Origin of the sequence: Klebsiella sp. MISC125 (assembly GCF_051131775.1) — a bacterium.
Classification (GTDB): domain Bacteria; phylum Pseudomonadota; class Gammaproteobacteria; order Enterobacterales; family Enterobacteriaceae; genus Klebsiella.
In genome coordinates this window covers 810,227-834,773 of record NZ_CP180448.1, presented here as the reverse complement: position 1 = coordinate 834,773, position 24,547 = coordinate 810,227, and the positions used below count along the sequence as shown (strand labels likewise).

General features: G+C 53.9%; 26 protein-coding genes, 1 tRNA gene and 1 pseudogene. 17 read left to right on the top strand and 11 right to left on the bottom strand.

Annotated features, from left to right (window positions below; genetic code table 11):
• Positions 1 to 199: 199 nt before the first annotated feature.
• Positions 200 to 820 carry a TIGR04211 family SH3 domain-containing protein gene (locus ACMYSL_RS04020; protein WP_112213692.1) on the top strand — a complete coding sequence of 207 codons (621 nt, stop codon included), beginning with the start codon at positions 200 to 202 and terminating at the stop codon, positions 818 to 820.
• Positions 821 to 880: 60 nt separating this feature from the next.
• Positions 881 to 2,122 (top strand): multifunctional CCA addition/repair protein, encoded by a 1,242-nt coding sequence (locus ACMYSL_RS04015; protein WP_434661430.1) that lies wholly within the window; start codon positions 881 to 883, stop codon positions 2,120 to 2,122.
• A gap of 13 nt (positions 2,123 to 2,135) precedes the next feature.
• Here ACMYSL_RS04015 and bacA read toward each other — a convergent pair whose 3' ends face one another.
• Positions 2,136 to 2,957, bottom strand: coding sequence for an undecaprenyl-diphosphate phosphatase (gene bacA / locus ACMYSL_RS04010; protein WP_182234980.1), 822 nt, complete (start codon positions 2,955 to 2,957; stop codon positions 2,136 to 2,138).
• A 68-nt stretch (positions 2,958 to 3,025) separates the two neighbouring features.
• Positions 3,026 to 3,409 (bottom strand): bifunctional dihydroneopterin aldolase/7,8-dihydroneopterin epimerase, encoded by a 384-nt coding sequence (gene folB, locus ACMYSL_RS04005; protein WP_434661428.1) that lies wholly within the window; start codon positions 3,407 to 3,409, stop codon positions 3,026 to 3,028.
• 221 nt (positions 3,410 to 3,630) lie between these two features.
• Between folB and plsY the strand changes: the two genes are divergently transcribed.
• Entirely contained in the window at positions 3,631 to 4,251 is a 621-nt protein-coding gene (gene plsY, locus ACMYSL_RS04000) for a glycerol-3-phosphate 1-O-acyltransferase PlsY (RefSeq protein ID WP_434661427.1), read from the top strand.
• Positions 4,252 to 4,386: 135 nt separating this feature from the next.
• Here plsY and ACMYSL_RS03995 read toward each other — a convergent pair.
• A pseudogene (locus tag ACMYSL_RS03995) lies at positions 4,387 to 4,470 on the bottom strand (short-chain dehydrogenase); the annotation flags it as partial.
• On the opposite strand from ACMYSL_RS03995, the gene ACMYSL_RS03990 reads away from it, so the two are divergent.
• From ACMYSL_RS03990 to ureG, 7 genes are read left to right on the top strand one after another with little or no spacing between them, the layout of a single operon-like run.
• Positions 4,460 to 5,284 (top strand): urease accessory protein UreD, encoded by an 825-nt coding sequence (locus tag ACMYSL_RS03990; RefSeq protein ID WP_434661426.1) that lies wholly within the window; start codon positions 4,460 to 4,462, stop codon positions 5,282 to 5,284. The pseudogene ACMYSL_RS03995 and the gene ACMYSL_RS03990 overlap by 11 nt on opposite strands.
• A 9-nt stretch (positions 5,285 to 5,293) precedes the next feature.
• On the top strand, positions 5,294 to 5,596 hold the full coding sequence (locus tag ACMYSL_RS03985; RefSeq protein ID WP_110273008.1) for an urease subunit gamma: 303 nt from the start codon (positions 5,294 to 5,296) through the stop codon (positions 5,594 to 5,596).
• Between the two features lie 10 nt (positions 5,597 to 5,606).
• Positions 5,607 to 5,927, top strand: a complete 321-nt coding sequence (locus ACMYSL_RS03980; RefSeq protein ID WP_181484820.1) for an urease subunit beta — start codon at positions 5,607 to 5,609, stop codon at positions 5,925 to 5,927.
• Positions 5,920 to 7,623: an urease subunit alpha gene (ureC, locus tag ACMYSL_RS03975; protein ID WP_434661425.1), complete on the top strand. Its 1,704-nt coding sequence runs from the start codon at positions 5,920 to 5,922 to the stop codon at positions 7,621 to 7,623. Before ACMYSL_RS03980 ends, ureC begins: the two co-directional genes overlap by 8 nt.
• A 9-nt stretch (positions 7,624 to 7,632) precedes the next feature.
• Positions 7,633 to 8,103: an urease accessory protein UreE gene (gene ureE, locus ACMYSL_RS03970; RefSeq protein ID WP_181484818.1), complete on the top strand. Its 471-nt coding sequence runs from the start codon at positions 7,633 to 7,635 to the stop codon at positions 8,101 to 8,103.
• A gap of 1 nt (position 8,104) precedes the next feature.
• On the top strand, positions 8,105 to 8,779 hold the full coding sequence (locus tag ACMYSL_RS03965) for an urease accessory protein UreF (protein ID WP_434663936.1): 675 nt from the start codon (positions 8,105 to 8,107) through the stop codon (positions 8,777 to 8,779).
• Positions 8,780 to 8,787: 8 nt separating this feature from the next.
• The gene (gene ureG, locus ACMYSL_RS03960) at positions 8,788 to 9,405 is read left to right on the top strand and encodes an urease accessory protein UreG (RefSeq protein WP_182234984.1); all 618 of its coding nucleotides are present in this window, start codon (positions 8,788 to 8,790) and stop codon (positions 9,403 to 9,405) included.
• Positions 9,406 to 9,462: 57 nt separating this feature from the next.
• Here the strand turns inward: ureG and tsaD are convergent, their stop codons facing one another.
• Positions 9,463 to 10,476, bottom strand: coding sequence for a tRNA (adenosine(37)-N6)-threonylcarbamoyltransferase complex transferase subunit TsaD (gene tsaD, locus ACMYSL_RS03955; protein WP_434661424.1), 1,014 nt, complete (start codon positions 10,474 to 10,476; stop codon positions 9,463 to 9,465).
• Between the two features lie 236 nt (positions 10,477 to 10,712).
• Here tsaD and rpsU point away from each other — a divergent pair, with 236 nt between their 5' ends.
• The 4 genes from rpsU to ACMYSL_RS03935 all read left to right on the top strand — a co-directional run bounded on the left by rpsU (position 10,713) and on the right by ACMYSL_RS03935 (position 15,659).
• On the top strand, positions 10,713 to 10,928 hold the full coding sequence (gene rpsU, locus ACMYSL_RS03950; protein ID WP_001144069.1) for a 30S ribosomal protein S21: 216 nt from the start codon (positions 10,713 to 10,715) through the stop codon (positions 10,926 to 10,928).
• 111 nt (positions 10,929 to 11,039) lie between these two features.
• Complete coding sequence (dnaG, locus tag ACMYSL_RS03945; protein WP_112213682.1) at positions 11,040 to 12,785, top strand: DNA primase; 1,746 nt, start codon at positions 11,040 to 11,042, stop codon at positions 12,783 to 12,785.
• A gap of 149 nt (positions 12,786 to 12,934) precedes the next feature.
• On the top strand, positions 12,935 to 14,779 hold the full coding sequence (gene rpoD / locus ACMYSL_RS03940; protein WP_110273000.1) for an RNA polymerase sigma factor RpoD: 1,845 nt from the start codon (positions 12,935 to 12,937) through the stop codon (positions 14,777 to 14,779).
• 238 nt (positions 14,780 to 15,017) lie between these two features.
• Entirely contained in the window at positions 15,018 to 15,659 is a 642-nt protein-coding gene (locus ACMYSL_RS03935) for a TetR/AcrR family transcriptional regulator (RefSeq protein WP_434661422.1), read from the top strand.
• 137 nt (positions 15,660 to 15,796) lie between these two features.
• Here ACMYSL_RS03935 and mug read toward each other — a convergent pair whose 3' ends face one another.
• On the bottom strand, positions 15,797 to 16,303 hold the full coding sequence (gene mug, locus ACMYSL_RS03930; RefSeq protein ID WP_434661420.1) for a G/U mismatch-specific DNA glycosylase: 507 nt from the start codon (positions 16,301 to 16,303) through the stop codon (positions 15,797 to 15,799).
• A gap of 124 nt (positions 16,304 to 16,427) precedes the next feature.
• Between mug and ACMYSL_RS03925 the strand changes: the two genes are divergently transcribed.
• Positions 16,428 to 16,503, top strand: a tRNA-Ile gene (locus tag ACMYSL_RS03925).
• 182 nt (positions 16,504 to 16,685) lie between these two features.
• Here the strand turns inward: ACMYSL_RS03925 and ACMYSL_RS03920 are convergent.
• The 6 genes from ACMYSL_RS03920 to ACMYSL_RS03895 all read right to left on the bottom strand — a co-directional run bounded on the left by ACMYSL_RS03920 (position 16,686) and on the right by ACMYSL_RS03895 (position 22,521).
• The gene (locus tag ACMYSL_RS03920; protein WP_304253686.1) at positions 16,686 to 16,985 is read right to left on the bottom strand and encodes a DUF1889 family protein; all 300 of its coding nucleotides are present in this window, start codon (positions 16,983 to 16,985) and stop codon (positions 16,686 to 16,688) included.
• A 162-nt stretch (positions 16,986 to 17,147) separates the two neighbouring features.
• Positions 17,148 to 17,945 (bottom strand): MIP/aquaporin family protein, encoded by a 798-nt coding sequence (locus ACMYSL_RS03915; protein ID WP_434661419.1) that lies wholly within the window; start codon positions 17,943 to 17,945, stop codon positions 17,148 to 17,150.
• A 59-nt stretch (positions 17,946 to 18,004) separates the two neighbouring features.
• Positions 18,005 to 19,816, bottom strand: coding sequence for a diol dehydratase reactivase subunit alpha (locus ACMYSL_RS03910; protein ID WP_434661418.1), 1,812 nt, complete (start codon positions 19,814 to 19,816; stop codon positions 18,005 to 18,007).
• A gap of 10 nt (positions 19,817 to 19,826) precedes the next feature.
• On the bottom strand, positions 19,827 to 20,255 hold the full coding sequence (locus ACMYSL_RS03905) for a diol dehydratase small subunit (protein WP_434661416.1): 429 nt from the start codon (positions 20,253 to 20,255) through the stop codon (positions 19,827 to 19,829).
• 2 nt (positions 20,256 to 20,257) lie between these two features.
• Positions 20,258 to 20,842, bottom strand: coding sequence for a propanediol/glycerol family dehydratase medium subunit (locus ACMYSL_RS03900; RefSeq protein ID WP_181484809.1), 585 nt, complete (start codon positions 20,840 to 20,842; stop codon positions 20,258 to 20,260).
• A gap of 11 nt (positions 20,843 to 20,853) precedes the next feature.
• Positions 20,854 to 22,521, bottom strand: a complete 1,668-nt coding sequence (locus tag ACMYSL_RS03895; RefSeq protein WP_434661415.1) for a propanediol/glycerol family dehydratase large subunit — start codon at positions 22,519 to 22,521, stop codon at positions 20,854 to 20,856.
• A gap of 395 nt (positions 22,522 to 22,916) precedes the next feature.
• Here ACMYSL_RS03895 and ACMYSL_RS03890 point away from each other — a divergent pair, with 395 nt between their 5' ends.
• Positions 22,917 to 23,345 (top strand): GlcG/HbpS family heme-binding protein, encoded by a 429-nt coding sequence (locus tag ACMYSL_RS03890; RefSeq protein ID WP_434661414.1) that lies wholly within the window; start codon positions 22,917 to 22,919, stop codon positions 23,343 to 23,345.
• 22 nt (positions 23,346 to 23,367) lie between these two features.
• Positions 23,368 to 24,531, top strand: coding sequence for a 1,3-propanediol dehydrogenase (gene dhaT / locus ACMYSL_RS03885; protein WP_434661413.1), 1,164 nt, complete (start codon positions 23,368 to 23,370; stop codon positions 24,529 to 24,531).
• Positions 24,532 to 24,547 lie beyond the last annotated feature (16 nt).

Sequence of the window (24,547 nt, the reverse complement as noted above, 5' to 3'; positions counted from 1 at the left end):
CTTATGTGCTGTGCCGGGAAAATGCGGCGAACTAACGACGATATTTCTTGTCAGTAAATAGTATTTTGCGGCGAATCGCCATGCAATGCGCATTTTGCCGGGCCACCTGTTGGATGATTCCGATTGTGGCGGAAAACTTTGCGTCACTACGGTGATGCCACTACTATCGTTCAACTTTTTATGACCAAACGATGACCTGATGCCAAAATTACGCCTTATTACATTTACTTTGCTGGCGCTTAGCGCCGCCACGGCGGTTCACGCGGAAGAAAAGCGTTACGTTTCTGATGAACTGAATACCTGGGTTCGCAGCGGTCCGGGCGATAACTATCGTCTCGTAGGCACCATCAACGCCGGGGAAGAAGTCGCGGTGCTGCAAACTAATGACAGCACCAGTTATGCACAAGTGCGCGACAGCAGCGGTCGTACCGCCTGGATCCCACTGAAAGAGCTGAGCAATGAGCCCAGTATCCGCATCCGCGTGCCGGACCTGGAAAACCAGGTCAAAACCCTGACCGATAAGCTGAACAACATCGATACCACCTGGAACCAGCGTACGGCGGACATGCAAAAGAAAGTCGCCGGTAGCGATGCCGTTATCAACGGCCTGAAAGAAGAGAACCAAAAGCTGAAAAACGAGCTGGTTGTCGCGCAGAAGAAGGTGAGCGCCGCCAATCTGCAATTAGATGACAAACAGCGCACCATTATCATGCAGTGGTTTATGTATGGCGGCGGCGTGCTCGGCGTCGGCCTGCTCCTCGGTCTGGTATTGCCACACCTGGTGCCGAGCCGCAAACGCAAAGACCGCTGGATGAACTAATTCGTCTTCTCTGCCAGACTTACGTATCATCGTGAGAAAACGAATACGGGAGAGTAAGGCGTGAAGGTTTATCTGGTCGGTGGTGCGGTTCGGGATGCGTTATTAAGGCTACCGGTCAAAGACAGAGATTGGGTCGTAGTTGGCGCTACGCCTCAGCAATTACTCGACGCGGGCTACCAGCAGGTAGGCCGCGATTTTCCCGTGTTCCTTCATCCGCAAAGCCGTGAAGAGTATGCCCTGGCGCGTACCGAGCGGAAATCCGGTTCCGGTTACACCGGCTTTACCTGCTATGCCGCCGCTGACGTCACCCTCGAGCAAGACCTGCAGCGCCGCGATCTAACAATTAATGCACTGGCCCAGGATGCTGACGGTCTGATTATCGATCCCTACGGCGGCCAGGATGATTTGCGTCTGCGCCTGCTGCGTCACGTCTCGCCCGCCTTTAGCGAAGATCCGCTGCGAGTTCTGCGGGTGGCGCGTTTTGCCGCGCGCTATGCGCATCTGGGCTTTCGCATCGCTGATGAAACTATGGCGCTGATGCGCACGATGGCCGATGCCGGTGAACTTGCGCACCTCACGCCCGAGCGGGTGTGGAAAGAGACGGAGAGCGCCCTCACCACCCGTAATCCCCAGGTTTTCTTTCAGACCTTACGCGACTGTCGTGCGCTCAAGGTGTTGTTCCCGGAAGTCGACGCCCTCTACGGCGTACCAGCACCTGCTAAATGGCATCCGGAAATCGACACGGGTCTGCATACCCTGATGACCATCACGATGGCGGCAATGCTCTCTCCTGAAGTGGACGTGCGTTTCGCCACCCTGTGTCACGATCTCGGGAAAGGGCTGACGCCGAAAGAGCTCTGGCCACGCCATCATGGTCACGGCCCGGCTGGCGTTAAGCTGGTCGAACAGCTTTGCGTTCGCCTGCGGGTACCCAATGAAATCCGCGATCTGGCAAAACTGGTCGCCGAATTTCACGATCTGATTCATACCCTGCCAATGCTACAGCCTAAAACGCTGGTCAAACTGTTCGATAACATTGACGCCTGGCGCAAACCGCATCGAGTCAGGCAAATTGCCTTAACCAGCGAAGCCGACGTGCGCGGGCGCGCCGGTTTTGAGGCTTGCGATTACCCTCAGGGTCGCCTGCTGCTTGAAGCCTGGGAAGTGGCCAAATCGGTGTCGACGAAACAGGTAGTGGCTGAAGGTTTTCAGGGGATTGAGATTCGCGAAGAGCTGACGCGTCGGCGGATTAAAGCCGTAGCACAATGGAAAGAAAAACGTTGCCCTCAGCCGCAAGACTGAGGGCCAGGTCTTATCAGAAGAAGACCACGTAGACCGCTGCCGCGACGACAAAACGGTAGATAGCGAACGGAATAAACGAGATACGTTTAATCAGCTGCAGGAAGGTTTTAATCGCAATCAGCGCGACGATAAACGCGGTGATGAAGCCAACGGCAAACATCGGAATATCGCTAACGCTCAGAAAACCGATGCTCTTGTACATATCCAGCACGGTTGCGCCCATCATCATCGGCACCGCCAGCAGGAACGAGAACTCAGAAGCCGCATAGCGGCTTACGCCCATCAGCATCCCGCCAGAAATGGTCGCCCCGGAACGCGAGAAACCCGGCCACAGAGCCAGACACTGGAAGCAACCGATCACGAACGCCTGACGATAGGTCATATCGTCAATGCCTACTGCGCGCGGCTGTTTTGGTTTCAGCACTTCCGCCGCGATCAGCAGCACGCCGCCAACAATCAGCGCATACATCACGTTAACCGGATTGAAAAGAGACTTAATGGAATCATGGAAAATCAGCCCCAGCACCACCGCCGGGATCATCCCAAGAAGAATATGAATAAGCGATAAACGACCACTGCCCTGGCCTTCATGCTCTGGAGGTCTGCCAAAATGAATACCGATAAGACCAAACAGACGACGCCAGAACATCACAACAACCGCAAGAATAGAACCTAGCTGAATCACCACCTCAAAAGTATTTGCGGTATCGCCTTCAAAACCAAGAAGATGACCGACAATAATCATATGACCCGTACTGGAAACAGGTAAAAATTCTGTCAAACCCTCAACCACACCCAATATTGCCGCCACCAGCAGCGAGTGTATATCGCTCATCCAATTAAACCCTTTAAAAAGTAAAATGAAAAAAACCAGGAACTATGACCGGTATAAACGCAATTTGTTTAACAAGTATGACCTGAAAAGTTTTGTTTCAGATTAAGGCCACGCTCAATAATGACACCAACGTTCGTTGCCCGGGCCACTGCGCCAGGCTTGCTGACTTTAATACGTACCCATGGAGATTGGAACTTTTCCAGCAGCAGGTCGGCAATTTCTTCCGCCACGCGTTCGACAAGCGCAAAACTCGCGCCCTCAACGTGATTAATCACCAGCTCGCTGATGTCAGCATAGCTGAGACAATCGCTGACATCATCACTGGCCGCCGCTTTGCGGTTATCCCACGCCATTTCGATATCGAACACCAGCTTCTGTTCGATGGTTTGTTCCCAGTCATAAACACCAATAGTGGTGATTACCGAAAGTTGCTCTATAAATACAATATCCATCACGACCTGCCTGCTTTTTGGCTAAACCGGATACCACTTCCGGCGAATTATGCGTATTATCCACAGATGCAAAGACATCCCCTAAATAATTTGCGTTGCGGGAAAGCAGCGACGCAGCGAGCCTTCGGGAACATAGCGCCACTATGCGTCCAGGCAAACCGACGCGCCGACTGCGCGAAAGGTGACGGGGATAAATCGACACTTTCAAAATGGAACAGCTGATGAGTGCAATCGCGCCTGGACTGGTTATCCTCGCCTACCTCTGCGGCTCAATCTCCAGCGCCATTCTGGTGTGCCGCCTCGCTGGCCTGCCCGATCCTCGCGATAACGGCTCCGGCAATCCCGGGGCGACCAACGTCCTGCGAATAGGCGGCAAGAGAGCAGCCGTAGCGGTGCTTATTTTTGACGTGCTGAAAGGCATGCTGCCGGTCTGGGGCGCGTGGGCATTGGGCCTGACCCCGTTCTGGCTTGGCCTGGTAGCGATTGCCGCCTGCGTGGGTCACATCTGGCCGGTATTCTTTAATTTTCGCGGCGGCAAAGGCGTGGCTACTGCTTTTGGCGCTATTGCCCCTATCGGCTGGGATCTCACCGGCGTGATGGCGGGGACCTGGCTGCTCACCATTCTGCTCAGCGGCTACTCTTCTCTCGGCGCCATCGTCAGCGCGCTTATCGCGCCGTTCTACGTATGGTGGTTTAAACCGCAATACACCTTCCCGGTGTCGATGCTTTCGTGCCTGATCCTGCTACGCCATCATGACAACATTCAGCGCCTGTGGCGTCGCCAGGAGACCCGAATCTGGACGCGGTTAAAAAAGAAGAAAAAAAAGCCAGAGCAGAAGTAACCTTTGCATCACGTATCCAACGGCCGCAGCTCGAAGTATGGCGGTTATGAGACTGATGACAAACTTGATTTAGATATGGTGCTGTATTCTTGTCGGGTGGCTGCGGCTCGAAGTATGACGGGCATAAGCTTTTCATATGACCGTGATGCTTAGCCCCCGATCAATACTCAACCCTGCTGTTTTATCTTGATTTTGCAGGGGCGCGACATTGCACGGCACCGTGTTACCACAGACCAAAAAAGGCTGGCAGGCCACGCTGGACCTGCAGTTTCAATTTCTTGGCGGGAAAACAACGCTCGCCTCCCGTCGTCATGTCGGTCCCCTCACCGTTCAACGCCCTTTTTATCCTGAAGAAGAGACCTGCCACCTCTATTTACTCCATCCCCCCGGCGGCATCGTCGGCGGCGATGAACTGACCATTAGCGTCACCATTGAGCCCGGTTGCCATACGTTGATCACCATGCCCGGCGCCAGTAAGTTTTATCGCAGCAGCGGCGCTCAGGCACGGCTTGAGCAAACCCTGGCGCTGGCCGAAAACGCAACGCTCGAATGGCTGCCGCAGGACGCGATCTTCTTTCCCGGCGCTAACGCCTCTTTGCATACCGCGTTTCACCTCACCACCTCCAGCACGCTGCTGGCCTGGGACCTACTGTGTCTTGGCCGCCCGGTGATTGGTGAAGCCTTTAGCCACGGCGCGATAACCAATCGGCTGGAAGTGTGGATCGACGGCTCCCCGCAATTGATTGAGCGCCTGAGTCTGGCCGACGGACAGCTGGCAAGCGTCGCTGAGCAGCCGTGGGTCGGAACTCTGCTGTTCTACCCGGCGAACGAAACGCTGCTGGACGGCGTGCGTGAAAAGCTTATTCCACTGGCTAATTACGCCGGAGCCACGCTTATCGATGGCCTGATGACAGTCCGCTTTTTAAGTGACGATAATCTGCTTTGCCAGCGGGCAATGCGCGATATCTGGCAATTTATGCGCCCGCATCTGACCGGTAAATCTCCGCTACTTCCCCGAATCTGGCTGACCTAAGAGAATGCTATGGAACTAACCCCCAGAGAAAAAGACAAGCTGTTGCTGTTTACCGCCGCGCTGGTGGCAGAGCGCCGTCTGGCCCGCGGTCTGAAGCTCAACTACCCCGAATCCGTGGCCCTGATCAGCGCCTTTATTATGGAAGGCGCGCGCGATGGTCAAAGCGTCGCGGCGCTAATGGAAGACGGACGTCACGTCCTGAGCCGCGATCAGGTCATGGAAGGCGTGCCGGAAATGATCCCCGACATCCAGGTTGAGGCCACCTTTCCGGACGGCTCGAAGCTGGTCACCGTCCATAACCCGATAATCTGAGGCAGCCACGATGATCCCAGGAGAGTATCAGGTAAAGCCCGGTCAGATAGCCATTAACGTTGGCCGCGCGACCTGCCGCATTACCGTTGAGAATCATGGCGACCGACCGATTCAGGTGGGATCGCATTACCACTTCGCCGAAGTTAACCCAGCGCTGAAGTTCGATCGTCAACAGGCCACCGGTTATCGTCTGAATATCGCCGCCGGAACCGCGGTGCGCTTCGAACCGGGGCAAAAACGCGAGGTGGAGCTGGTGGCGCTTGCCGGAACCCGCGCGGTGTATGGTTTTCGCGGCGAGGTCATGGGCAATCTGGAGGCTAGCGATGAGTGAGATTTCGCGTCAGGCCTGGGCCGATATGTTCGGCCCCACCATCGGCGACAAAGTGCGCCTGGCGGACACCGAGCTGTGGATCGAGGTTGAAGACGATCTCACTACCTACGGCGAAGAGGTCAAATTTGGCGGTGGCAAAGTGATCCGCGACGGTATGGGCCAGGGGCAGATGCTTGCCGCCGAATGCGTGGATCTGGTGCTGACCAACGCGCTGATTATCGATCACTGGGGGATCATCAAAGCCGATATCGGCGTCAAAGACGGACGGATCTTCGCTGTCGGTAAAGCGGGAAATCCGGACATTCAACCCAACGTCACGATCCCTATCGGCGCGGCGACGGAAATTATTGCTGCGGAAGGTAAGATCGTCACCGCAGGCGGCGTCGACACCCATATTCACTGGATCTGCCCGCAGCAGGCGGAAGAGGCGCTGGTCTCCGGCGTCACCACGATGATCGGCGGCGGTACCGGTCCGGCGGCGGGAACTAACGCCACAACCTGTACGCCGGGGCCGTGGTACATCTCGCGAATGCTACAGGCGGCAGACAGTCTGCCGGTCAATATCGGCCTGCTGGGCAAAGGCAACGGCTCGAATCCGGATGCGCTGCGTGAGCAGGTTACTGCGGGGGTTATTGGCCTGAAAATTCACGAAGACTGGGGCGCGACGCCGGCGGCAATCAACTGCGCGCTGACCGTAGCCGACGAGATGGATGTTCAGGTCGCGTTGCACAGCGACACTCTCAATGAATCCGGCTTCGTGGAAGATACCCTGGCGGCTATTGGCGGGCGCACTATCCATACTTTCCATACCGAAGGCGCGGGCGGCGGCCATGCGCCGGATATTATTACCGCCTGCGCACACCCCAATATTCTGCCGTCATCGACCAATCCAACGCTGCCCTATACCGTCAACACCATTGACGAGCATCTGGACATGCTGATGGTTTGCCATCACCTCGACCCGGATATCGCCGAGGACGTGGCGTTTGCCGAATCGCGTATTCGTCGGGAAACCATCGCCGCAGAAGACGTCCTGCACGACCTAGGCGCGTTCTCCCTCACCTCGTCCGATTCGCAGGCCATGGGCCGCGTCGGTGAAGTGATTTTGCGTACCTGGCAGGTGGCGCACCGCATGAAAGTCCAGCGCGGCCCGTTAGCGGAAGAGAACGGGGATAACGATAACTACCGCGTGAAGCGCTATATCGCCAAGTACACCATTAACCCGGCGCTGACCCACGGCATCGCCCATGAAGTTGGTTCGATTGAAGCGGGTAAACTGGCAGATCTGGTGCTGTGGTCCCCGGCGTTCTTCGGCGTGAAACCGGCGACAGTGGTCAAAGGCGGCATGATCGCCATCGCGCCGATGGGCGATATCAACGCTTCCATCCCGACGCCACAGCCCGTGCACTATCGCCCAATGTTCGGCGCGCTGGGTAGCGCTCGTCACCACTGCCGCTTGACCTTCCTGTCGCAGGCGGCGGCGGAAAACGGCGTCGCTGAAAAGCTGAACCTGCACAGCATGACGGCAGTAGCGAAAGGCTGCCGCACAGTACAAAAAACCGATATGCGCCACAACGGACTGCTGCCCAATATTACCGTTGATTCGCAAACCTACGAGGTGCGTATCGACGGCGAACTGATCACCAGCGAACCGGCGGACGTACTACCAATGGCGCAACGTTATTTCCTGTTTTAAGGAGTGAAAATGCTTTATTTGACCCAACGCGTGGACGCTCCGGCACAGGCCACTGCCAGCGTCACGCTGCCGATTGATGTGCGGGTGAAAAGCCGCATTAAAGTCACGCTTAATGATGGCCGCCAGGCGGGCCTGCTGTTGCCGCGCGGCCTGCTGCTGCGCGGCGGCGATATTCTTAGCAACGAAAACGGCAGCGAATTTATCAAGGTGATCGCCGCCGATGAAGCCGTTTCAGTGGTGCGTTGTGATGACCCCTTTGTGCTGGCAAAAGCCTGCTATCACCTAGGAAACCGCCATGTGCCGCTGCAAATCATGCCCGGCGAGCTACGCTACCATCATGATCACGTGCTGGACGATATGCTGCGCCAGTTTGGTCTGGCCGTTGATTTCGCTCACCTGCCGTTTGAACCGGAAGCCGGAGCTTACGCCAGCGAGTCGCACGGCCATCACCACCACCACGATCATGGGCACAGCCACTAACATGCCGACGCCGGAAAAACGTCTGCGGCTAATGCAGCTTGCCAGCAGCAGTCTGCCGGTCGGCGGCTATAGCTGGTCTCAAGGGCTGGAGTGGGCGGTGGAAGCAGGCTGGGTGCCGGATAGTGCCGCCTTTGAGCGCTGGCAGCTGCGGCAGATGGAACAGAGCTTTTTTACCGTCGACCTGCCGCTGTTCGCCCGGCTTTATCATGCCTGCGAAGCGAGCGATCTGACCGTAGCGCAGCGCTTGACGGCTTATCTGCTCGCCTGCCGGGAAACTCGTGAGCTGCGTGATGAAGAGCGCAATCGCGGTGCAGCCTTCACCCGCCTGCTCGCCGACTGGCAACCGGACTGCCCGCCCGAATGGCGCAAACTGTGTCAACAAAGCCAACTTACCGGCATGGCATGGCTCGGCGTGCGCTGGCAAATCGCCATCCCCGACCTGGCTCTTAGCCTCGGCTACAGCTGGATTGAGAGCGCGGTGATGGCAGGCGTCAAGTTAGTGCCTTTTGGCCAACAAGCCGCCCAGCAGCTGATTCTGCGCCTATGCGACCGCTACGCGGCGGATATGGACAGTGCCCTGGCCGCGCCAGACAGCGCTATCGGCTCGGCCACGCCGCTTGCCGCCATCGCCTCCGCCCGGCATGAAACCCAATATTCCCGACTATTCCGTTCTTAGGAGAAGGTATGAACACGATTAAGCAACCGCTGCGCGTCGGCGTCGGCGGCCCGGTCGGCTCCGGTAAAACCGCGCTGCTGGAAGCGCTTTGCAAAGCGATGCGCGACACTTATCAGTTAGCGGTGGTGACCAACGACATCTATACCAAAGAGGATCAACGGATCCTCACCGAAGCCGGAGCCCTGGAGCCCGAGCGGATTGTCGGCGTTGAAACCGGCGGCTGCCCGCACACTGCTATTCGTGAAGATGCATCGATGAACCTCGCCGCAGTGGAAGCCCTGAGCGAAAAATTCGGCAACCTCGATCTTATCTTCGTGGAAAGTGGCGGCGATAACCTGAGCGCCACCTTCAGCCCGGAGCTAGCGGACCTTACCCTCTACGTGATCGACGTGGCGGAAGGAGAGAAGATCCCGCGCAAAGGCGGGCCGGGGATCACCAAATCTGACTTTCTGGTGATCAATAAAACCGATCTCGCACCTTATGTGGGCGCGTCTCTGGAAGTGATGGAGCGCGATACCATGCGCATGCGCGGCGAGCGTCCGTGGACGTTTACCAATTTAAAAGCTGGTGACGGCCTGGCGAAGATCATTGCTTTTCTGGAAGAGAAAGGGATGTTGCGGGTGTAGTTTATTGCCCGCTGGCACTTCGTTTGCCGGGCCTACAAAACCGTAGGCCCGGCAAAATTACGCTGCCGGTAACTCCGCCAGCGGCCAGCGAGGGCGAACGGTCACGCCGAGCTCGGCTTTCGCGCCGGAGTGCAGGCGAACCATGCCCGCGTAGGCAATCATCGCACCGTTATCGGTGCAGAACTCAGGGCGAGCATAGAACACTTCCCCCCCGCGTTTTTTCATCATCTCCGCCAGCTTCGCGCGCAGCGTACGGTTAGCGCTGACGCCCCCCGCCATCACCAGACGCTTAAAACCGGTTTGATCCAACGCACGACGGCATTTGATCATCAATGTATCCACCACTGCATCTTCAAAAGCACGGGCAATGTCAGCGCGGGTTTGATCATCATTGTCGTTGCTGCGAATGGTGTTCGCGGCAAAGGTTTTCAGGCCAGAGAAGCTAAAATCCAGCCCCGGACGGTCGGTCATGGGGCGAGGAAAGACAAAACGTCCTTCGGTACCCTGCGAGGCCATCTTCGACAGCATCGGGCCGCCAGGATAATCAAGCCCCAGCAGTTTAGCGGTCTTATCGAAAGCTTCACCCGCCGCATCGTCAATCGACTCGCCCAGCAGTTCATATTGACCGATGCCGGTAACGCTAATCAGCTGTGTGTGGCCGCCGGAGACCAGCAGCGCAACAAACGGATATTGCGGCGGATTGTCTTCCAGCATCGGCGCCAGCAGATGCCCTTCCATATGATGCACCGGGATCGCTGGGACGTTCCATGCAAACGCCAGCGAACGTCCGACGGTTGCGCCTACCAGCAGTGCGCCAACCAGACCCGGGCCTGCGGTATACGCGACGGCATCAATATCTTTTGCCGTCAGACTCGCTTCTTTTAGCGCCGCCTGGATCAGCGGCACGGTTTTACGCACGTGATCGCGGGAAGCCAGTTCGGGCACAACGCCACCGTAATCAGCGTGTAATTTCACCTGACTATACAGTTGATTGGCTAGCAGACCTTTTTCGTCGTCGTAAATGGCGATGCCGGTTTCATCGCAGGATGTTTCAATACCCAGTACACGCATGACTTGTTTTACCTCATTTCAATACCGCGCAGTGTAGGACCAATGCTGGTTGATGTAAAACTTTCCTCACCCCTGGCGTTCACTTCGTGTATACTCCCTGTCCTTATAAAAGTCCCTTTCAAAATCGCATCGGTGCTTTACAAAGCAGCAGCAATTGCAGTAAAATTCCGCACCATTTTGAAATAAGCTGGCGTTGATGCCAGCGGCAAACCGAATTTATTAAAGGTGAGAGTTACATGCCGGTAATTAAAGTACGTGAAAACGAGCCGTTCGACGTAGCACTGCGTCGCTTCAAACGTTCATGCGAAAAAGCAGGTGTTCTGGCGGAAGTTCGTCGTCGTGAGTTCTATGAAAAACCGACTACCGAACGTAAACGCGCTAAAGCTTCTGCTGTGAAACGTCACGCGAAGAAACTGGCTCGCGAAAACGCACGCCGCACTCGTCTGTACTAATCTATTGAGGGCTCAGCTCTCAATTCAGACCGAGTTGTAGTTGTAAGGCCGTGCTTCCGAAAGGAATGCGCGGCTTATTTTCGTTTATAGTCATCAAAAAAACAGGGGCTTATGGCTGGACGAATTCCTCGCGTTTTTATTAATGACCTGCTGGCGCGTACCGATATCGTCGATCTGATCGATGCACGGGTAAAGCTGAAAAAGCAGGGCAAGAATTATCACGCGTGCTGTCCGTTCCATAACGAAAAAACCCCCTCTTTCACCGTCAACGGTGAAAAACAGTTTTATCACTGCTTTGGCTGCGGTGCGCACGGCAACGCTGTCGACTTCCTGATGAACTACGACAAGCTCGAGTTCGTGGAAACGGTCGAAGAGCTTGCCGCCATGCACAATCTCGAAGTGCCGTATGAAGCAGGTAATGGACCCAGCCAAATTGAGCGCCATCAGCGGCAGAATCTTTATCAGTTGATGGATGGTCTGAACACGTTTTATCAACAGTCTCTGATGCAACCCGCCGCTGACCCCGCGCGCCAGTATCTGGCACAACGTGGTTTAAGCAGCGAGGTGATTACGCGCTTTGCGATTGGTTATGCCCCTCCCGGTTGGGACAACGTTTTAAAACGTTTTGGCGGCAATCAAGAAAATCGCCAGTCGCTCATTGATGCAGGCATGCTGGTCACCAACGATAAGGGACGCAGCTACGACCGCTTCCGCGAACGGGTGATGTTCCCCATCCGCGATAAGCGAGGCCGGGTGATTGGTTTTGGTGGTCGCGTGCTAGGCGATGCCTTGCCGAAGTACCTGAACTCCCCGGAAACCGATATTTTCCATAAAGGCCGCCAGCTGTACGGCCTTTATGAAGCGCAGCAGGATAACGCTGAACCGCCGCGTCTGCTGGTGGTCGAAGGTTATATGGACGTGGTTGCGCTGGCGCAGTTCGATATTAACTACGCTGTCGCGTCGTTAGGTACGTCGACGACCGCTGACCATATTCAGCTGTTGTTCAGGGTTACCAATCAGGTCGTTTGCTGTTACGACGGCGACCGGGCAGGCCGCGATGCCGCCTGGCGAGCGCTGGAAACGGCGCTGCCGTATATGACCGACGGACGCCAGCTGCGTTTCATGTTTCTGCCGGATGGCGAAGACCCGGATACGCTAGTGCGTAAAGAGGGAAAAGCCGCATTTGAAGCGCGGATGGAGCAGGCTCAGCCGCTCTCCACGTTTTTGTTCAACAGCCTGCTGCCGCAGGTAGACTTGAGCACTCCGGACGGGCGCGCACAGCTAAGCACTTTAGCGCTGCCGCTGATAACCCAGGTGCCGGGTGAAACGCTGCGCATTTATCTGCGCCAGGAGTTAGGTAACAAGCTGGGGATTTTAGATGATGCGCAGCTTGAACGTTTAATGCCAAAACAGTCCGAAAATGGCCCGCAACGCCCTGCTCCGCAGCTAAAACGCACGACCATGCGTATACTTATAGGATTGCTGGTGCAAAACCCGGATCTGGCCCCGCGAGTACCGCCTTTAGAAGGGCTGGACCCAAGTAAAATGCCCGGACTTGGTTTATTTAACGAACTGGTCAAAACGTGTTTATCTCAGCCAGGACTGACCACCGGGCAACTTTTAGAGCAGTATCGCGGCAAAAATGAAGCCGTGACCCTTGAAAAACTGTCGATGTGGGACGATATAGCAGATAAAGATATCGCTGAAAAAACCTTCACCGACTCGCTCAACCATATGTTTGATTCACTGCTTGAGCTGCGACAGGAAGAGCTGATAGCTCGCGATCGCACGCACGGTTTAAGCAGTGAGGAACGCCGGGAACTCTGGACTATCAGTCAGGAACTGGCAAAAAAATGAATTTAACGGCTTAACTGCCGAATACCGTTCGGGAAGACCCCGACAGCCGCTCGAGGCGCAGCGGCAATAATATAAGTACGCCCTCGCTTTAAATGTTGGCAGCTCGTCTGCTTACACCAATCAAACGAATTAAGTGTGGATACCGTCTTATGGAGCAAAACCCGCAGTCACAGCTGAAGCTTCTTGTCCAACGTGGTAAGGAGCAAGGCTATCTGACCTATGCCGAGGTCAATGACCATCTGCCGGAAGATATCGTCGACTCCGACCAGATCGAAGACATCATCCAAATGATCAACGATATGGGCATTCAGGTGATGGAAGAAGCACCGGATGCCGATGATCTGCTGCTTGCTGAAAATAGCAACAATACCGACGAAGATGCGGAAGAGGCTGCTGCACAGGTTCTCTCCAGCGTTGAATCTGAAATCGGCCGTACAACTGACCCGGTGCGCATGTACATGCGCGAGATGGGTACCGTCGAACTGCTGACGCGTGAAGGCGAAATCGACATCGCCAAACGTATCGAAGATGGGATTAACCAGGTTCAGTGCTCCGTTGCTGAATACCCGGAAGCAATTACCTATCTGCTGGAACAGTACGATCGCGTTGAAGCAGAAGAAGCGCGTCTGTCCGATCTCATCACCGGATTCGTCGATCCGAACGCCGAAGAAGAGATGGCGCCAACGGCGACGCACGTCGGTTCTGAACTCTCTCAAGAAGAAAGGGATGACGACGAAGACGAAGATGAAGAAGAAGACGACGACAGCAGCGATGACGACAACAGCATCGACCCTGAGTTGGCACGCGCGAAATTCGGTGAGCTGCGTACACAGTACGAACTGACCCGCGATACCATCAAAGCGAAAGGTCGTAGCCACGCCGCAGCGCAGGAAGAAATTCTCAAACTGTCAGAAGTCTTCAAGCAGTTCCGTCTGGTACCGAAGCAATTTGATTATCTGGTCGGCAGCATGCGTAGCATGATGGACCGCGTTCGTACACAAGAGCGCATCATCATGAAACTGTGCGTTGAACAGTGCAAAATGCCGAAGAAAAACTTCATCACTCTGTTCACTGGCAACGAAACCAGCGAAACCTGGTTCAATGCGGCCATCGCCATGAATAAACCGTGGTCAGAGAAGCTGCTTGACGTTAAAGATGACGTTCAGCGCAGCCTGATGAAACTGCAGCAGATCGAACAAGAAACTGGCCTGACCATTGAGCAGGTCAAAGACATCAACCGTCGTATGTCTATCGGTGAAGCGAAAGCCCGCCGTGCGAAGAAAGAGATGGTTGAAGCGAACTTGCGTCTGGTTATCTCTATCGCCAAGAAATACACCAACCGTGGTCTGCAGTTCCTCGATCTGATTCAGGAAGGCAACATCGGCCTGATGAAAGCGGTAGATAAGTTTGAATACCGTCGCGGTTACAAGTTCTCCACCTACGCAACCTGGTGGATCCGTCAGGCAATCACCCGCTCTATCGCGGACCAGGCGCGCACCATCCGTATTCCGGTGCATATGATTGAGACTATCAACAAACTCAACCGTATTTCACGCCAGATGCTGCAAGAGATGGGTCGCGAGCCGACGCCAGAAGAGCTGGCCGAGCGCATGCTGATGCCGGAAGATAAAATTCGTAAAGTGCTCAAAATTGCCAAAGAGCCTATCTCCATGGAAACGCCGATTGGCGACGATGAAGATTCGCATCTGGGCGATTTCATCGAGGATAACACCCTCGAGCTGCCGCTGGACTCTGCCACCACTGAGAGCCTGCGAGCCGCCACTCACGACGTTCTGGCAGGCCTCACCGCCCGCGAAGCGAAAGTCCTGCGTATGCGTTTTGGTATTGATATGAATACCGACCACACGCTGGAAGAAGTGGGTAAACAGTTCGACGTTACCCGCGAACGTATCCGTCAGATCGAAGCGAAGGCGCTGCGTAAACTGCGTCATCCAAGCCGCTCTGAAGTACTGCGTAGCTTCCTCGACGATTAATTATCGCCACGCTCGTCAAAAAGCCAGTCAAATGACTGGCTTTTTTATTACTTAATCAAAACCATTCCCCCGAAAAATATAAAAATACAATAAATAAATATTTCAATATATATATGAGTCATATTCCTATTAATAGTCAAATAAAAGCAAACAACTGGACTCAAAGTTTTTCTTTTGTACTATCAGTTCATATATAGCATTTAATGCTCAGTACAGAAAAATATTACAAGGAAAAGTAATGAGAAATCATCGTAAGATTCAGCTGGCTGATTTTAATCGCATGGCTATCTTAACGGCGGCGAACACGCTCTTTCTGAGCCGTGGAGTAGAAAGCACAAGGATGGACGAAATTGCAGAGGGTGCAGGATTTAGTAAGACAACGCTTTATACCTATTTCGAGAGTAAGCAAGACATTCTGGATCATCTTATTCTCGATGGTATGGTGTGTTTTCACCAACAAATAAAACTCATAGCTAGCCGACAAAATCCATTCCGCGAATTTTATCGTGAGTTTTGTCAGGCGCTAATTGATATCCATGATGACGGTGTTGTCTATTTCCAGGGCATGACAGGAAAAATTGGCTGTTCCGTAAAAGAAACCGACGATAGAAAAGTGCTGATGGATATTTATCTGATCGGGGAAGAGATGAATCAGATTATCGCCGCACAAATCTCCAGAGCAGTTGAACAAAAAGAACTTACGTTAAACGCCCCCATCACGGATGTGATCATGCTGTTCTGGCTTTGTCTTACCGGGCTGGTGGAGAAATCATCCAGTAAAGAAGAGTATCTTGTTCGTCACCTTGAGAAAGACCGGGTGGCTTTTCTGAACTTTGCTTTTGAATCTTTACTACTGATGATAGAAAAAAGGAGCGAGTAAATGATAAAGAAAATTTTGCCCGGCCTACTGATATGCATCGTAGTTATCTCTGCATATTCTGATAATTGACTCTTTCCTCACATCACCCCCGATAAACGCGAATCCGAAACTCATCTGGAATCACTACCGGAAGTACATTAAAGCCCTCGCGTCGCCAGCGCATCATCAAGCTCCCGGTAGGCTTCGACCAGTTTATCCAGCGTAGCGCGGTTGAGGCCGCTGGGATTTGGCAACACCCATACCTCCGTCGCGCCGATAGTCACCTGCTGCTTGCCCCAGCGTGCGCCGCGGACCTGAAACGCTTTCTCAAAGGCCTGTTTGCCGAGAATCGCCAGCGCGCGCGGCTGATACTCTTCCATCTTTCTGACCAGCTCTCGCCCACCGCTGCGCAGCTCCAGCAGTTCAACCTCACTGGCCTGCACCGTCGGGCGCTCAACTAACATGGTGATCCCGCAGCGGGTATCCAGCAGCTGTAGCTCCTCCTCAGGCTTCAGAAGGCGGTCAGTAAACCCGGCCTGGTGAATCACCTTCCAGAAGCGATTGCCTGGATGAGCAAAGTGGAAACCGGTATGGGCAGAAGACTTCCCGGGATTGATACCGCAAAAGACCACCCGTAGGTCCGGCGCCAAAATATCGTTAATCATGTTTTCCCCAGCTCAATAACTAAAAGCTAATTATAAAGGATTGAAAATGCATTGTTTATAAAAACAGCAGCCGTGCGTTTTAGGCTGGATTGCAGGCATCAGTTACTTTATAATCCCTCGCCACGGCCCCTTAGCTCAGTGGTTAGAGCAGGCGACTCATAATCGCTTGGTCGCTGGTTCAAGTCCAGCAGGGGCCACCAAATATCAAGGACTTGCGAGAAATCGTGAGTCCTTTTTTTATGGGTAACATCCAGGATGTCGTCACCCGGTATGCGCCAGTATTCAGGAGAGATTGGATCGTGAATGGAAAAAATGGCAACGCTGATTAACGCCTTCACCTCAAGGGTGAAAGCGTCGGGTTAGAATTTTTTGACCGGCTAGCTCACACAAGTTCCTGGAGCTGCTCGCGCATATAAGAAGAGAAGTACTCAGGATTTTTGATAACGATACGGTTACCAGATGCGATTTTTTCCGCCCATCCGGCCACTTTATTCGTAAACTCGGGATTCCACCCCTCCTTCTCGCCGCGCGCCATCACGTCAGCTGCGCTCGCCGGAGTCCCCAACTCATTCAAATACTTTAAAATTCCCTTCGCCGTACTTTCATCCATTGAATGCGGCACTGATGCCGATGTGTTCATACCACCAATGAAATCTAATGCTTTATCAATGACTGTTGGCATGCTCTTATCCTTAAAATTAACCGCGTAAAAGACACCTTTCTAATATGACCCCAAGTCAGCCGGGATATCAAAGGGAACGTTGCCTTTATTTGATTCAGACCTCAGTCAAACGCTTGCGTGGTGCTTTTATGCACTAATAACGATGTGGAATTCATCCTCAGGTTACAAGTTACATTCACACGGCAAGTGACGACCAATCAGCTTACGGTATAAAAAAGCCCCGATGTTGGCTCCTACCACCGGCGTCAACAGCGGCACCAGAAAATAAGGTATCGTTCGCCCACCAGTAAACGCAATCTCACCCCAACCTGCCAAGCAGGCAAAAATCTTCGGGCCAAAATCACGAGCTGGATTAAGGGCGAAGCCGGTCAGTGGCCCCATCGACGCGCCAATTACCGCAATCAACAAGCCAATCAGCAGCGGTGCCAGTGGGCCTCGCGGGATGCCGTTACCGTCATCCGTTAATGCCATAATCATCGCCATCAGGATCGCAGCAATAGTGGTTTCAATGGCAAAAGCCTGCGCGAAGGTAATATGTGGATTCGGGTAGGTTGAAAATACGCCTGCCAGATTAAGGCTCTCCACACTACCGCGTACAACATGCTGCGCCAGCTCAGTATCAAGAAAGAGGTTTTGATACAATCCGTAGACCAACGCTGCCGCACAGAACGCCCCAGCCATCTGCGCCATAATAAACGGTACAACCTTACGCCGTTCAAAACAGGCGAACAGCCACAGCGCAATGGTAACCGCCGGATTCAGATGCGCCCCGGAAACGCCTGCGGTCAGATAGATAGCCATCGCCACGCCAAGTCCCCAGATAATACTGATCTCCCACTGACCGAAACTGGCCCCCGCCACTCTCAGCCCGGCAACGCAGCCTGCGCCAAAGAAGACAAGTAAACCGGTACCGAGAAACTCCGCAATGCACTGCCCGCGTAAGGTTGATGTCTGGCTCATAGTCGGATCCTGAATAAAAAAGATAAAATAATGAGTATGTTATCTGCTATTTTGAATAACTAACCCGCTTCCCCGGATAACACCAGCCCGGTCGCTACGGCATTTCGCGGCCCTTCCGTCCCACGAATATTGCCCTGCCCGGCAACAACGCCGTAATGCGCCAACGCTTCAGTGATCATCTGTGGAATTTCAAAATCCAGCGATGAACCACCGACCAGCACCACAAAGGTAATATCGCGAATGGAACCACCAGGCGAGACCTGACGCAACGCACGCAGGCAGTTCGTCACAAAGACCTTCTCCTTTGCCTGCCGACGCACCAGGCGAATTTTCTCCAGCGAAGTCTGGTTATCGATAGGGATCGGTTCGCCATCTTTGAGATACACAACTTTGGCAAATACCGACGGGCTCAGCGGTTCGCGAAAGAACTCCACCGCACCGTTTTCATGACGAATACTGAACAGGCTCTCCACTTTTGCCAGCGGATATTTTTTAATCTCTTCTGCCAGAAACGGATCGCTCAGACCTAGCTCCGTTTTAATCAGCAGGCTGACCATATTCCCCGCCCCGGCCAGATGAATAGCTTTCACCGTTCCTTCACTATTGATAATGGCGGCATCGGTAGAACCTGCGCCTAAATCAAGGATCGCCAGCGGTGCAGCGCAACCTGGCGTCGTCAGCGCCCCAGCCACTGCCATGTTGGCTTCCACCCCCCCCACTTCAACAGCTGTATTCAGCCGCATGCTCAGTTCACTGGCGATCGTTTGCATCTGTAGTCGATCGGATTTCACCATCGCCGCAATACCGACGGCGTTTTCCATCGAATATTCCCCGGCGATACCGCCCAGCACTTTGCGAGGAATAAAGGTATCGACAGCTAGCAGATCCTGGATATGTATCGTGCTCATGTTGTGTCCACTCAGTGAGGCCATCACCTTACGTACGCGCTCCAGCATACCGCCCGCGTGGGTACCGGCTTCACCGCGAATATCGCGAACAGGCGCACAGGTGTTCATCGCCTGCATAATGGCCTGCGCCCCTTTCGCCACATCGGCTTCACCACTGCGCTTTTCTCCGCTGATAAAGATCCTTCCCGCTGGGATCGTTCTCGATTGCACATCGCCCTGCGGGGTTTTCAGTACCACGGCAGAGCGGTTGCCGATCAGCGCTCTTGCGATCGGGACGATCGTCTGGGTTTCCTCCGGCGTCAGGGCAAAGAAGGTGGCGATGCCATAGGGATTCGACAGCACCCGAACAACCTGCCCCGGGGCCGCAACTTCCACCGCCGCCTGTACGCCCTCCGGAACCTTCTCCAGCAACGTCACTTCATCGATCACCGGCAACGTTCTGCGCAGACGATTATTGACCAGCACGCCATCGTCATTTTTCAGGATCGCCGCTACCACGTTGACGCCGCGATCCAGCGCCTCATTCAACAACCAGACCGCTTCAAGAAAATCCATCTCTTCGCCAATCAGCGGGATCCAGCCCTGCGTAAACCGATCGCTGCTCAACGACGCCAGTTTATCTATGCCGATCGTGGTTCCCACTCCGACGCCAATACCACCTGGCGTTTGCGGGTTATGACCAATCATTGTCGATTCAGTAATGATGGTTTCGGTGATTGTTTCCATGGCAACATCGCCAATCACTGGCGCAGCTTCATTGATGCAGATTTTCACCACGTCCTTAAGCGACCAGGTCGTTTTATCCAGCGCCTGCTGCAGGGAGGCTATCACCCCGGCAATATTGTCCCGCGTGCCTTTCATGCCTGTGGTGGCGACAATCCCGCTGGCGATAAACCGGCCATGCTGCGCCAACGCCACTTCCGTGGTGGCGTTGCCGATATCAATCCCTGCAATTAACGGCATACCCCCTCCGTCACTGGCTGCCTTTACGCAGCTTATTTCTCTGCTGATACACCTCTGCCGACTCGCGAACAAACCCGGCATTCACCATGGCGTGCCAGGTGTGCTCCAGCTCATCAGCAATGGCCAGTAGTTCGGCAACAGAAGAACGGAACGGACGCAACGCGTTGTAGATCTCCAGAATGCGGGCATCCGGAATAGCAATCAGCTCCGCCGCGCGCCGGAAATTACGTGCCACAGCATGGCGCTGCATCTGCTCAGCTATCTGCGCCTGATACTCCAGCGTTTGCTGAGAAATACGTACATCCTGCGGTCCTACGCGTCCCGCTAGCACATTTTCAAGGGTAATATCGGTTAACGGCTTCCCGGTTGGGGTCTGGATATTCTCCGGGCAGCGGGTCGCTAACGGATAATCCTGAGCGGTCATAATGTTGTCGTTCATCCTTATTCCCTTACTAATGCAATGTGCAGCGTGACGGGCGCGGCATCCTGCACCACGTGTTTGGTTTCTTTAATATGAAACAGCGCAGCCTTAGCCATAAATTTCGGCCGCACCATCTGGTCATTCACCACCGGTACCGGCGAGGGCGACTCTTTACGTGCGTAGCGCGCAGCGTTCTTACCAATCTGCCGATAGATTTCCAGCGTCAGCAGCGGGGCCTGAGAGAACAACTCAAGGTTGCTCAGCGGCAGTAAATCACGCTGATGAATAACCGTAGTTCCTTTCGACTGAATACCAATGCCAATACCGGAACCGCTAAGGTTCGCCGCATCCCAGGCCATAAAGGAGACATCCGAGGTGCGCAGAATTCTCACTACTCGCGCATGCAGCCCCTCCTCTTCAATCCCGGCGACCAGTTCTTTCAGGATCGCTTCATGCGGCATATCAATCAGCGTTTTATGCTGATACTTATCAAAAGCCGGACCGACGCCGATCACCACTTCATCCGCGCGATCGTCGGCTTTTGCCGCCTCTCCTTCGCTAACCTGCAAAGTGAAAACAGGTTTACGTTCAGTTGTACATTCCACTGTGTACCGCCTTATTCAATCGAGCCTGGTTGTACCACGCTCGCGATATTTTTAATTTCCTCCCAACGTTCGGCAGAGATGCGATAGCCGGTGCCAGGTCCCTGATAATCATTGATATCATTGACGGCGCTGACCACTTCAAACTGGCGATCCAGAATGGCGGAGGTTTGCAGGTAATCGCCGGTCACACGCTGCCTTAGCATGTTAAGAATGTTGCTGGCGATATCTTCGAAGCCGTTACTACTTAATGCGCTGACGATATCCAGCCCGGTGATATTGCGCTTCATCATCTCTTCCACGGCGGCCAGATCCTCCACTACGTTGCGCGCGGGCATATCTTTGCTGCCGTGGGCATAGGTGGCGGCGTCTACTTCCTCATCGCTAATCAGCGGCAGGCCCAGTTCGCGGAACACCGCCTGAATGGCGCGCGCAGCCTTATTGCGGATAGCGATGGTTTCCTCTTCAGTTACCGGACGCAGACCACCGTCGACCATCAGATCGCGTTGCAAAATGTTGTAATCATCGAAGTCTTCGGCATCGAAGTTCGACCCGGCAAACATGTTGTCGTAGTTCGGCACGGCGCTATAGCCGGAGAAGATAAAGTCGGTGCCGGGCAGCATCTGCATCAGCGTGCGGGCGGTGCGGCGAATATCGGAATGTGAGAAGGTTTGATCATTGGCTGAGGCCACTTCGAGGTCGAGCATCGAGGCTATCAGGTTTTCCGCCAGTACCGCACGGATCCCCGACGGCACCGCGCCGGTCATCCCGATACAGCTGACCGCACCGTTTTGCAGCCCCTGCACCCCCGCGCCTTTGGTGATAAAGATGCAGCGTGACTCCAGGTACAGCATCGATTTACTTTCTGAATAGCCCATCAGCGCCTCCGAGCCAGTACCAGAGGTGTAGCGCATTTTCAGCCCGCGGGAAGCATAGGCCGAGGCGAGAAAGGCTTTCGACCACGGCGTGTCATCGCCATCGGTAAACACCGACTCCGTACCGTATACCGACACCGTTTCGGCATAGCTGGTTAATCCACGCATTCCCAGTTCCAGCTCGGTGGCTTCTTCGACGGAACATTGCGTGAGCACACCTGGGCGACCGCACTGGGAGCCGACCAGCAGCGCCAGAGCGTTAAACGGCGCATAGCGGGCGATACCGACAGTGGTTTCCTGCTCAGAAAATCCGCGGATCCCGGCTTCGGCGGCATCCGCAGCAATCTGCACCGGGTTATCTTTCAGATTAGTGACGTGACACTGGTTGGAAGGAGTGCGTCTGGCGCGCATTTTTTGCAGCGCCATCATCATTTCCACCACGTTCATTTTCGCCATCACCTCCACCGCTTTCGCCGGGGTGATGGCGGTGGTAATGGCAATAATCTCTTCACGGCTAACGTGGATATCCACCAGCATTCGGGCGATTTCCAGCGCGTCGAGCTGCATGGCGCGTTCGGTTTCCGCAACGTTAATCGCGTAGTCGGCAATAAAGCGGTCAATCATGTCAAACTGTTCGCGGCTCTTGCCGTCCAGCTCAACAATCCGACCGTTTTTTACCTTCACCGACGACGCCGGATCGTATGGACTTTCCATGGCGATCAGCCCCTCTTCCGGCCATTCACCAATAAGCCCATCCTGATTGACTGCTCGCTGGGCAAGGACTTCGAATCGTTTTGATCTTCTCATAGCTCGTTGACTCAAAAGATAAATAATAGGAACGCCGGGCAATACCGCAGGAGGTATTAAACTCTCCTGAGATAGTGTGAATCAGCAATAGCGGAACTTTAAATGAGCAGAATAATAAAAAAATAAAATTAATTACGTTCCAATCTGATACAAAATAAAACTTGAGAGTTTCATTATGAAACGAAAATTTAGAGCAGTCACAACGAAATGTGACCAGGTTAAATGATCATTATCAATAAACATCTGACACCAAGAATAAACTGGCTCCTGACACTTTTTTCGCACTATTGACTTAATAACCTACAGCGCGAGAATAAAGAAAAACCAACGATAAAATAATGTCTGAAGCGTGATATTTTTCGCGACCTCAGCCCTATACCTTGACAGGAGATATTGTGAATAAGAGTCAACAAATCGCCACTATCACGCTAGCGGCAGCAAAGAAAATGGCGCTAACCGTCGAGGCTAAAGCGCTTGAAATCAACGTCCCGGTGGTCTTTTCCGTGGTGGATCACGGCGGAAACACGCTGCTGATGCAACGCATGGACGACGCGTTTGTCACCAGCTGTGATATTTCACTTAATAAAGCTTATACCGCCTGCTGCCTGCGACAGGGCACTCATGAAATTACTGATGCGGTACAGCCAGGTGCTTCACTCTATGGTTTACAGCTAACTAACCAACAGCGAATCGTTATTTTTGGCGGCGGCTTGCCTGTCATATTTAACGGTAAATTAATCGGTGCCATTGGCGTAAGCGGTGGTACCGTTGAACAGGACATGTTATTAGCTGAAACTGCACTGAATTGTTTCTCTGAATTATAATTCAAATCTAAGAAGGTATATTATGAGCTATCGTATGTTTGATTACCTGGTGCCAAACGTGAATTTTTTTGGCCCCAATGCCGTTTCCGTGGTTGGCGAGCGCTGCAAACTGCTGGGCGGGAAAAAAGCGTTGCTGGTGACCGATAAAGGCCTGCGGTCAATTAAAGACGGTGCGGTAGATAAAACGCTCGAACATCTGCGTGAAGCGGGTATTGAGGTGGTTATTTTTGATGGCGTCGAGCCAAATCCAAAAGATACCAACGTGCGCGACGGTCTGGAGGTTTTTCGTAGAGAGCAGTGCGATATTATCGTCACCGTCGGCGGCGGCAGTCCGCATGACTGTGGTAAAGGGATTGGCATCGCGGCTACTCACGAAGGCGAGCTTTACAACTACGCAGGTATTGAAACCCTGACCAACCCGCTGCCGCCGATCGTGGCGGTGAATACCACCGCTGGTACCGCCAGCGAAGTCACCCGCCACTGCGTGTTGACCAATACCAAAACAAAAGTGAAATTCGTCATTGTCAGCTGGCGTAACCTGCCGTCGGTCTCCATTAATGACCCGCTGCTAATGCTCGGCAAACCAGCACCGCTGACTGCCGCTACCGGAATGGATGCCCTGACCCATGCTGTGGAGGCCTATATTTCCAAAGATGCCAACCCGGTGACCGATGCCGCAGCAATCCAGGCGATTCGCCTAATCGCCCGTAACTTACGCCAGGCGGTGGCGCTGGGCAGCAATCTGAAAGCCCGCGAGAACATGGCCTACGCCTCTCTACTGGCGGGTATGGCCTTCAACAACGCCAACCTCGGCTATGTTCACGCCATGGCACACCAGCTCGGCGGCCTGTACGACATGCCACATGGGGTAGCGAACGCCGTTCTGCTACCCCACGTTGCGCGCTATAACCTGATTGCCAACCCGGAAAAATTTGCGGATATCGCCGGATTTATGGGGGAAAACACTGACGGACTGTCAACGATGGACGCTGCCGAGCAGGCCATTCGCGCCATCGCCCGCCTCTCTGCCGATATCGGTATTCCGCAGCATCTGAAAGAACTGGGTGTGAAAGAGGCCGATTTCCCTTACATGGCGGAAATGGCGCTGAAAGACGGCAATGCGTTCTCGAACCCGCGCAAGGGTAATGAGAAAGAGATCGCCGAAATCTTCCGCCAGGCTTTCTGATAAATAAAAGGGGGAC

Coding starts and splice junctions, on each gene's coding strand:
- ACMYSL_RS03905 (WP_434661416.1), bottom strand. CDS start 20,255: ATGAACGACAACATTATGACCGCTCAGGATTATCCGTTAGCGACCCGC.
- ACMYSL_RS03915 (WP_434661419.1), bottom strand. CDS start 17,945: ATGAGCCAGACATCAACCTTACGCGGGCAGTGCATTGCGGAGTTTCTC.
- ACMYSL_RS03920 (WP_304253686.1), bottom strand. CDS start 16,985: ATGCCAACAGTCATTGATAAAGCATTAGATTTCATTGGTGGTATGAAC.
- ureC (WP_434661425.1), top strand. CDS start 5,920: ATGAGTGAGATTTCGCGTCAGGCCTGGGCCGATATGTTCGGCCCCACC.
- rpsU (WP_001144069.1), top strand. CDS start 10,713: ATGCCGGTAATTAAAGTACGTGAAAACGAGCCGTTCGACGTAGCACTG.
- dhaT (WP_434661413.1), top strand. CDS start 23,368: ATGAGCTATCGTATGTTTGATTACCTGGTGCCAAACGTGAATTTTTTT.
- ACMYSL_RS03910 (WP_434661418.1), bottom strand. CDS start 19,816: ATGCCGTTAATTGCAGGGATTGATATCGGCAACGCCACCACGGAAGTG.
- folB (WP_434661428.1), bottom strand. CDS start 3,409: ATGGATATTGTATTTATAGAGCAACTTTCGGTAATCACCACTATTGGT.
- ACMYSL_RS03895 (WP_434661415.1), bottom strand. CDS start 22,521: ATGAGAAGATCAAAACGATTCGAAGTCCTTGCCCAGCGAGCAGTCAAT.
- ACMYSL_RS03965 (WP_434663936.1), top strand. CDS start 8,105: ATGCCGACGCCGGAAAAACGTCTGCGGCTAATGCAGCTTGCCAGCAGC.
- dnaG (WP_112213682.1), top strand. CDS start 11,040: ATGGCTGGACGAATTCCTCGCGTTTTTATTAATGACCTGCTGGCGCGT.
- mug (WP_434661420.1), bottom strand. CDS start 16,303: ATGATTAACGATATTTTGGCGCCGGACCTACGGGTGGTCTTTTGCGGT.
- tsaD (WP_434661424.1), bottom strand. CDS start 10,476: ATGCGTGTACTGGGTATTGAAACATCCTGCGATGAAACCGGCATCGCC.
- rpoD (WP_110273000.1), top strand. CDS start 12,935: ATGGAGCAAAACCCGCAGTCACAGCTGAAGCTTCTTGTCCAACGTGGT.
- ureE (WP_181484818.1), top strand. CDS start 7,633: ATGCTTTATTTGACCCAACGCGTGGACGCTCCGGCACAGGCCACTGCC.
- ureG (WP_182234984.1), top strand. CDS start 8,788: ATGAACACGATTAAGCAACCGCTGCGCGTCGGCGTCGGCGGCCCGGTC.
- plsY (WP_434661427.1), top strand. CDS start 3,631: ATGAGTGCAATCGCGCCTGGACTGGTTATCCTCGCCTACCTCTGCGGC.
- bacA (WP_182234980.1), bottom strand. CDS start 2,957: ATGAGCGATATACACTCGCTGCTGGTGGCGGCAATATTGGGTGTGGTT.
- ACMYSL_RS03935 (WP_434661422.1), top strand. CDS start 15,018: ATGAGAAATCATCGTAAGATTCAGCTGGCTGATTTTAATCGCATGGCT.
- ACMYSL_RS03980 (WP_181484820.1), top strand. CDS start 5,607: ATGATCCCAGGAGAGTATCAGGTAAAGCCCGGTCAGATAGCCATTAAC.
- ACMYSL_RS04020 (WP_112213692.1), top strand. CDS start 200: ATGCCAAAATTACGCCTTATTACATTTACTTTGCTGGCGCTTAGCGCC.
- ACMYSL_RS03985 (WP_110273008.1), top strand. CDS start 5,294: ATGGAACTAACCCCCAGAGAAAAAGACAAGCTGTTGCTGTTTACCGCC.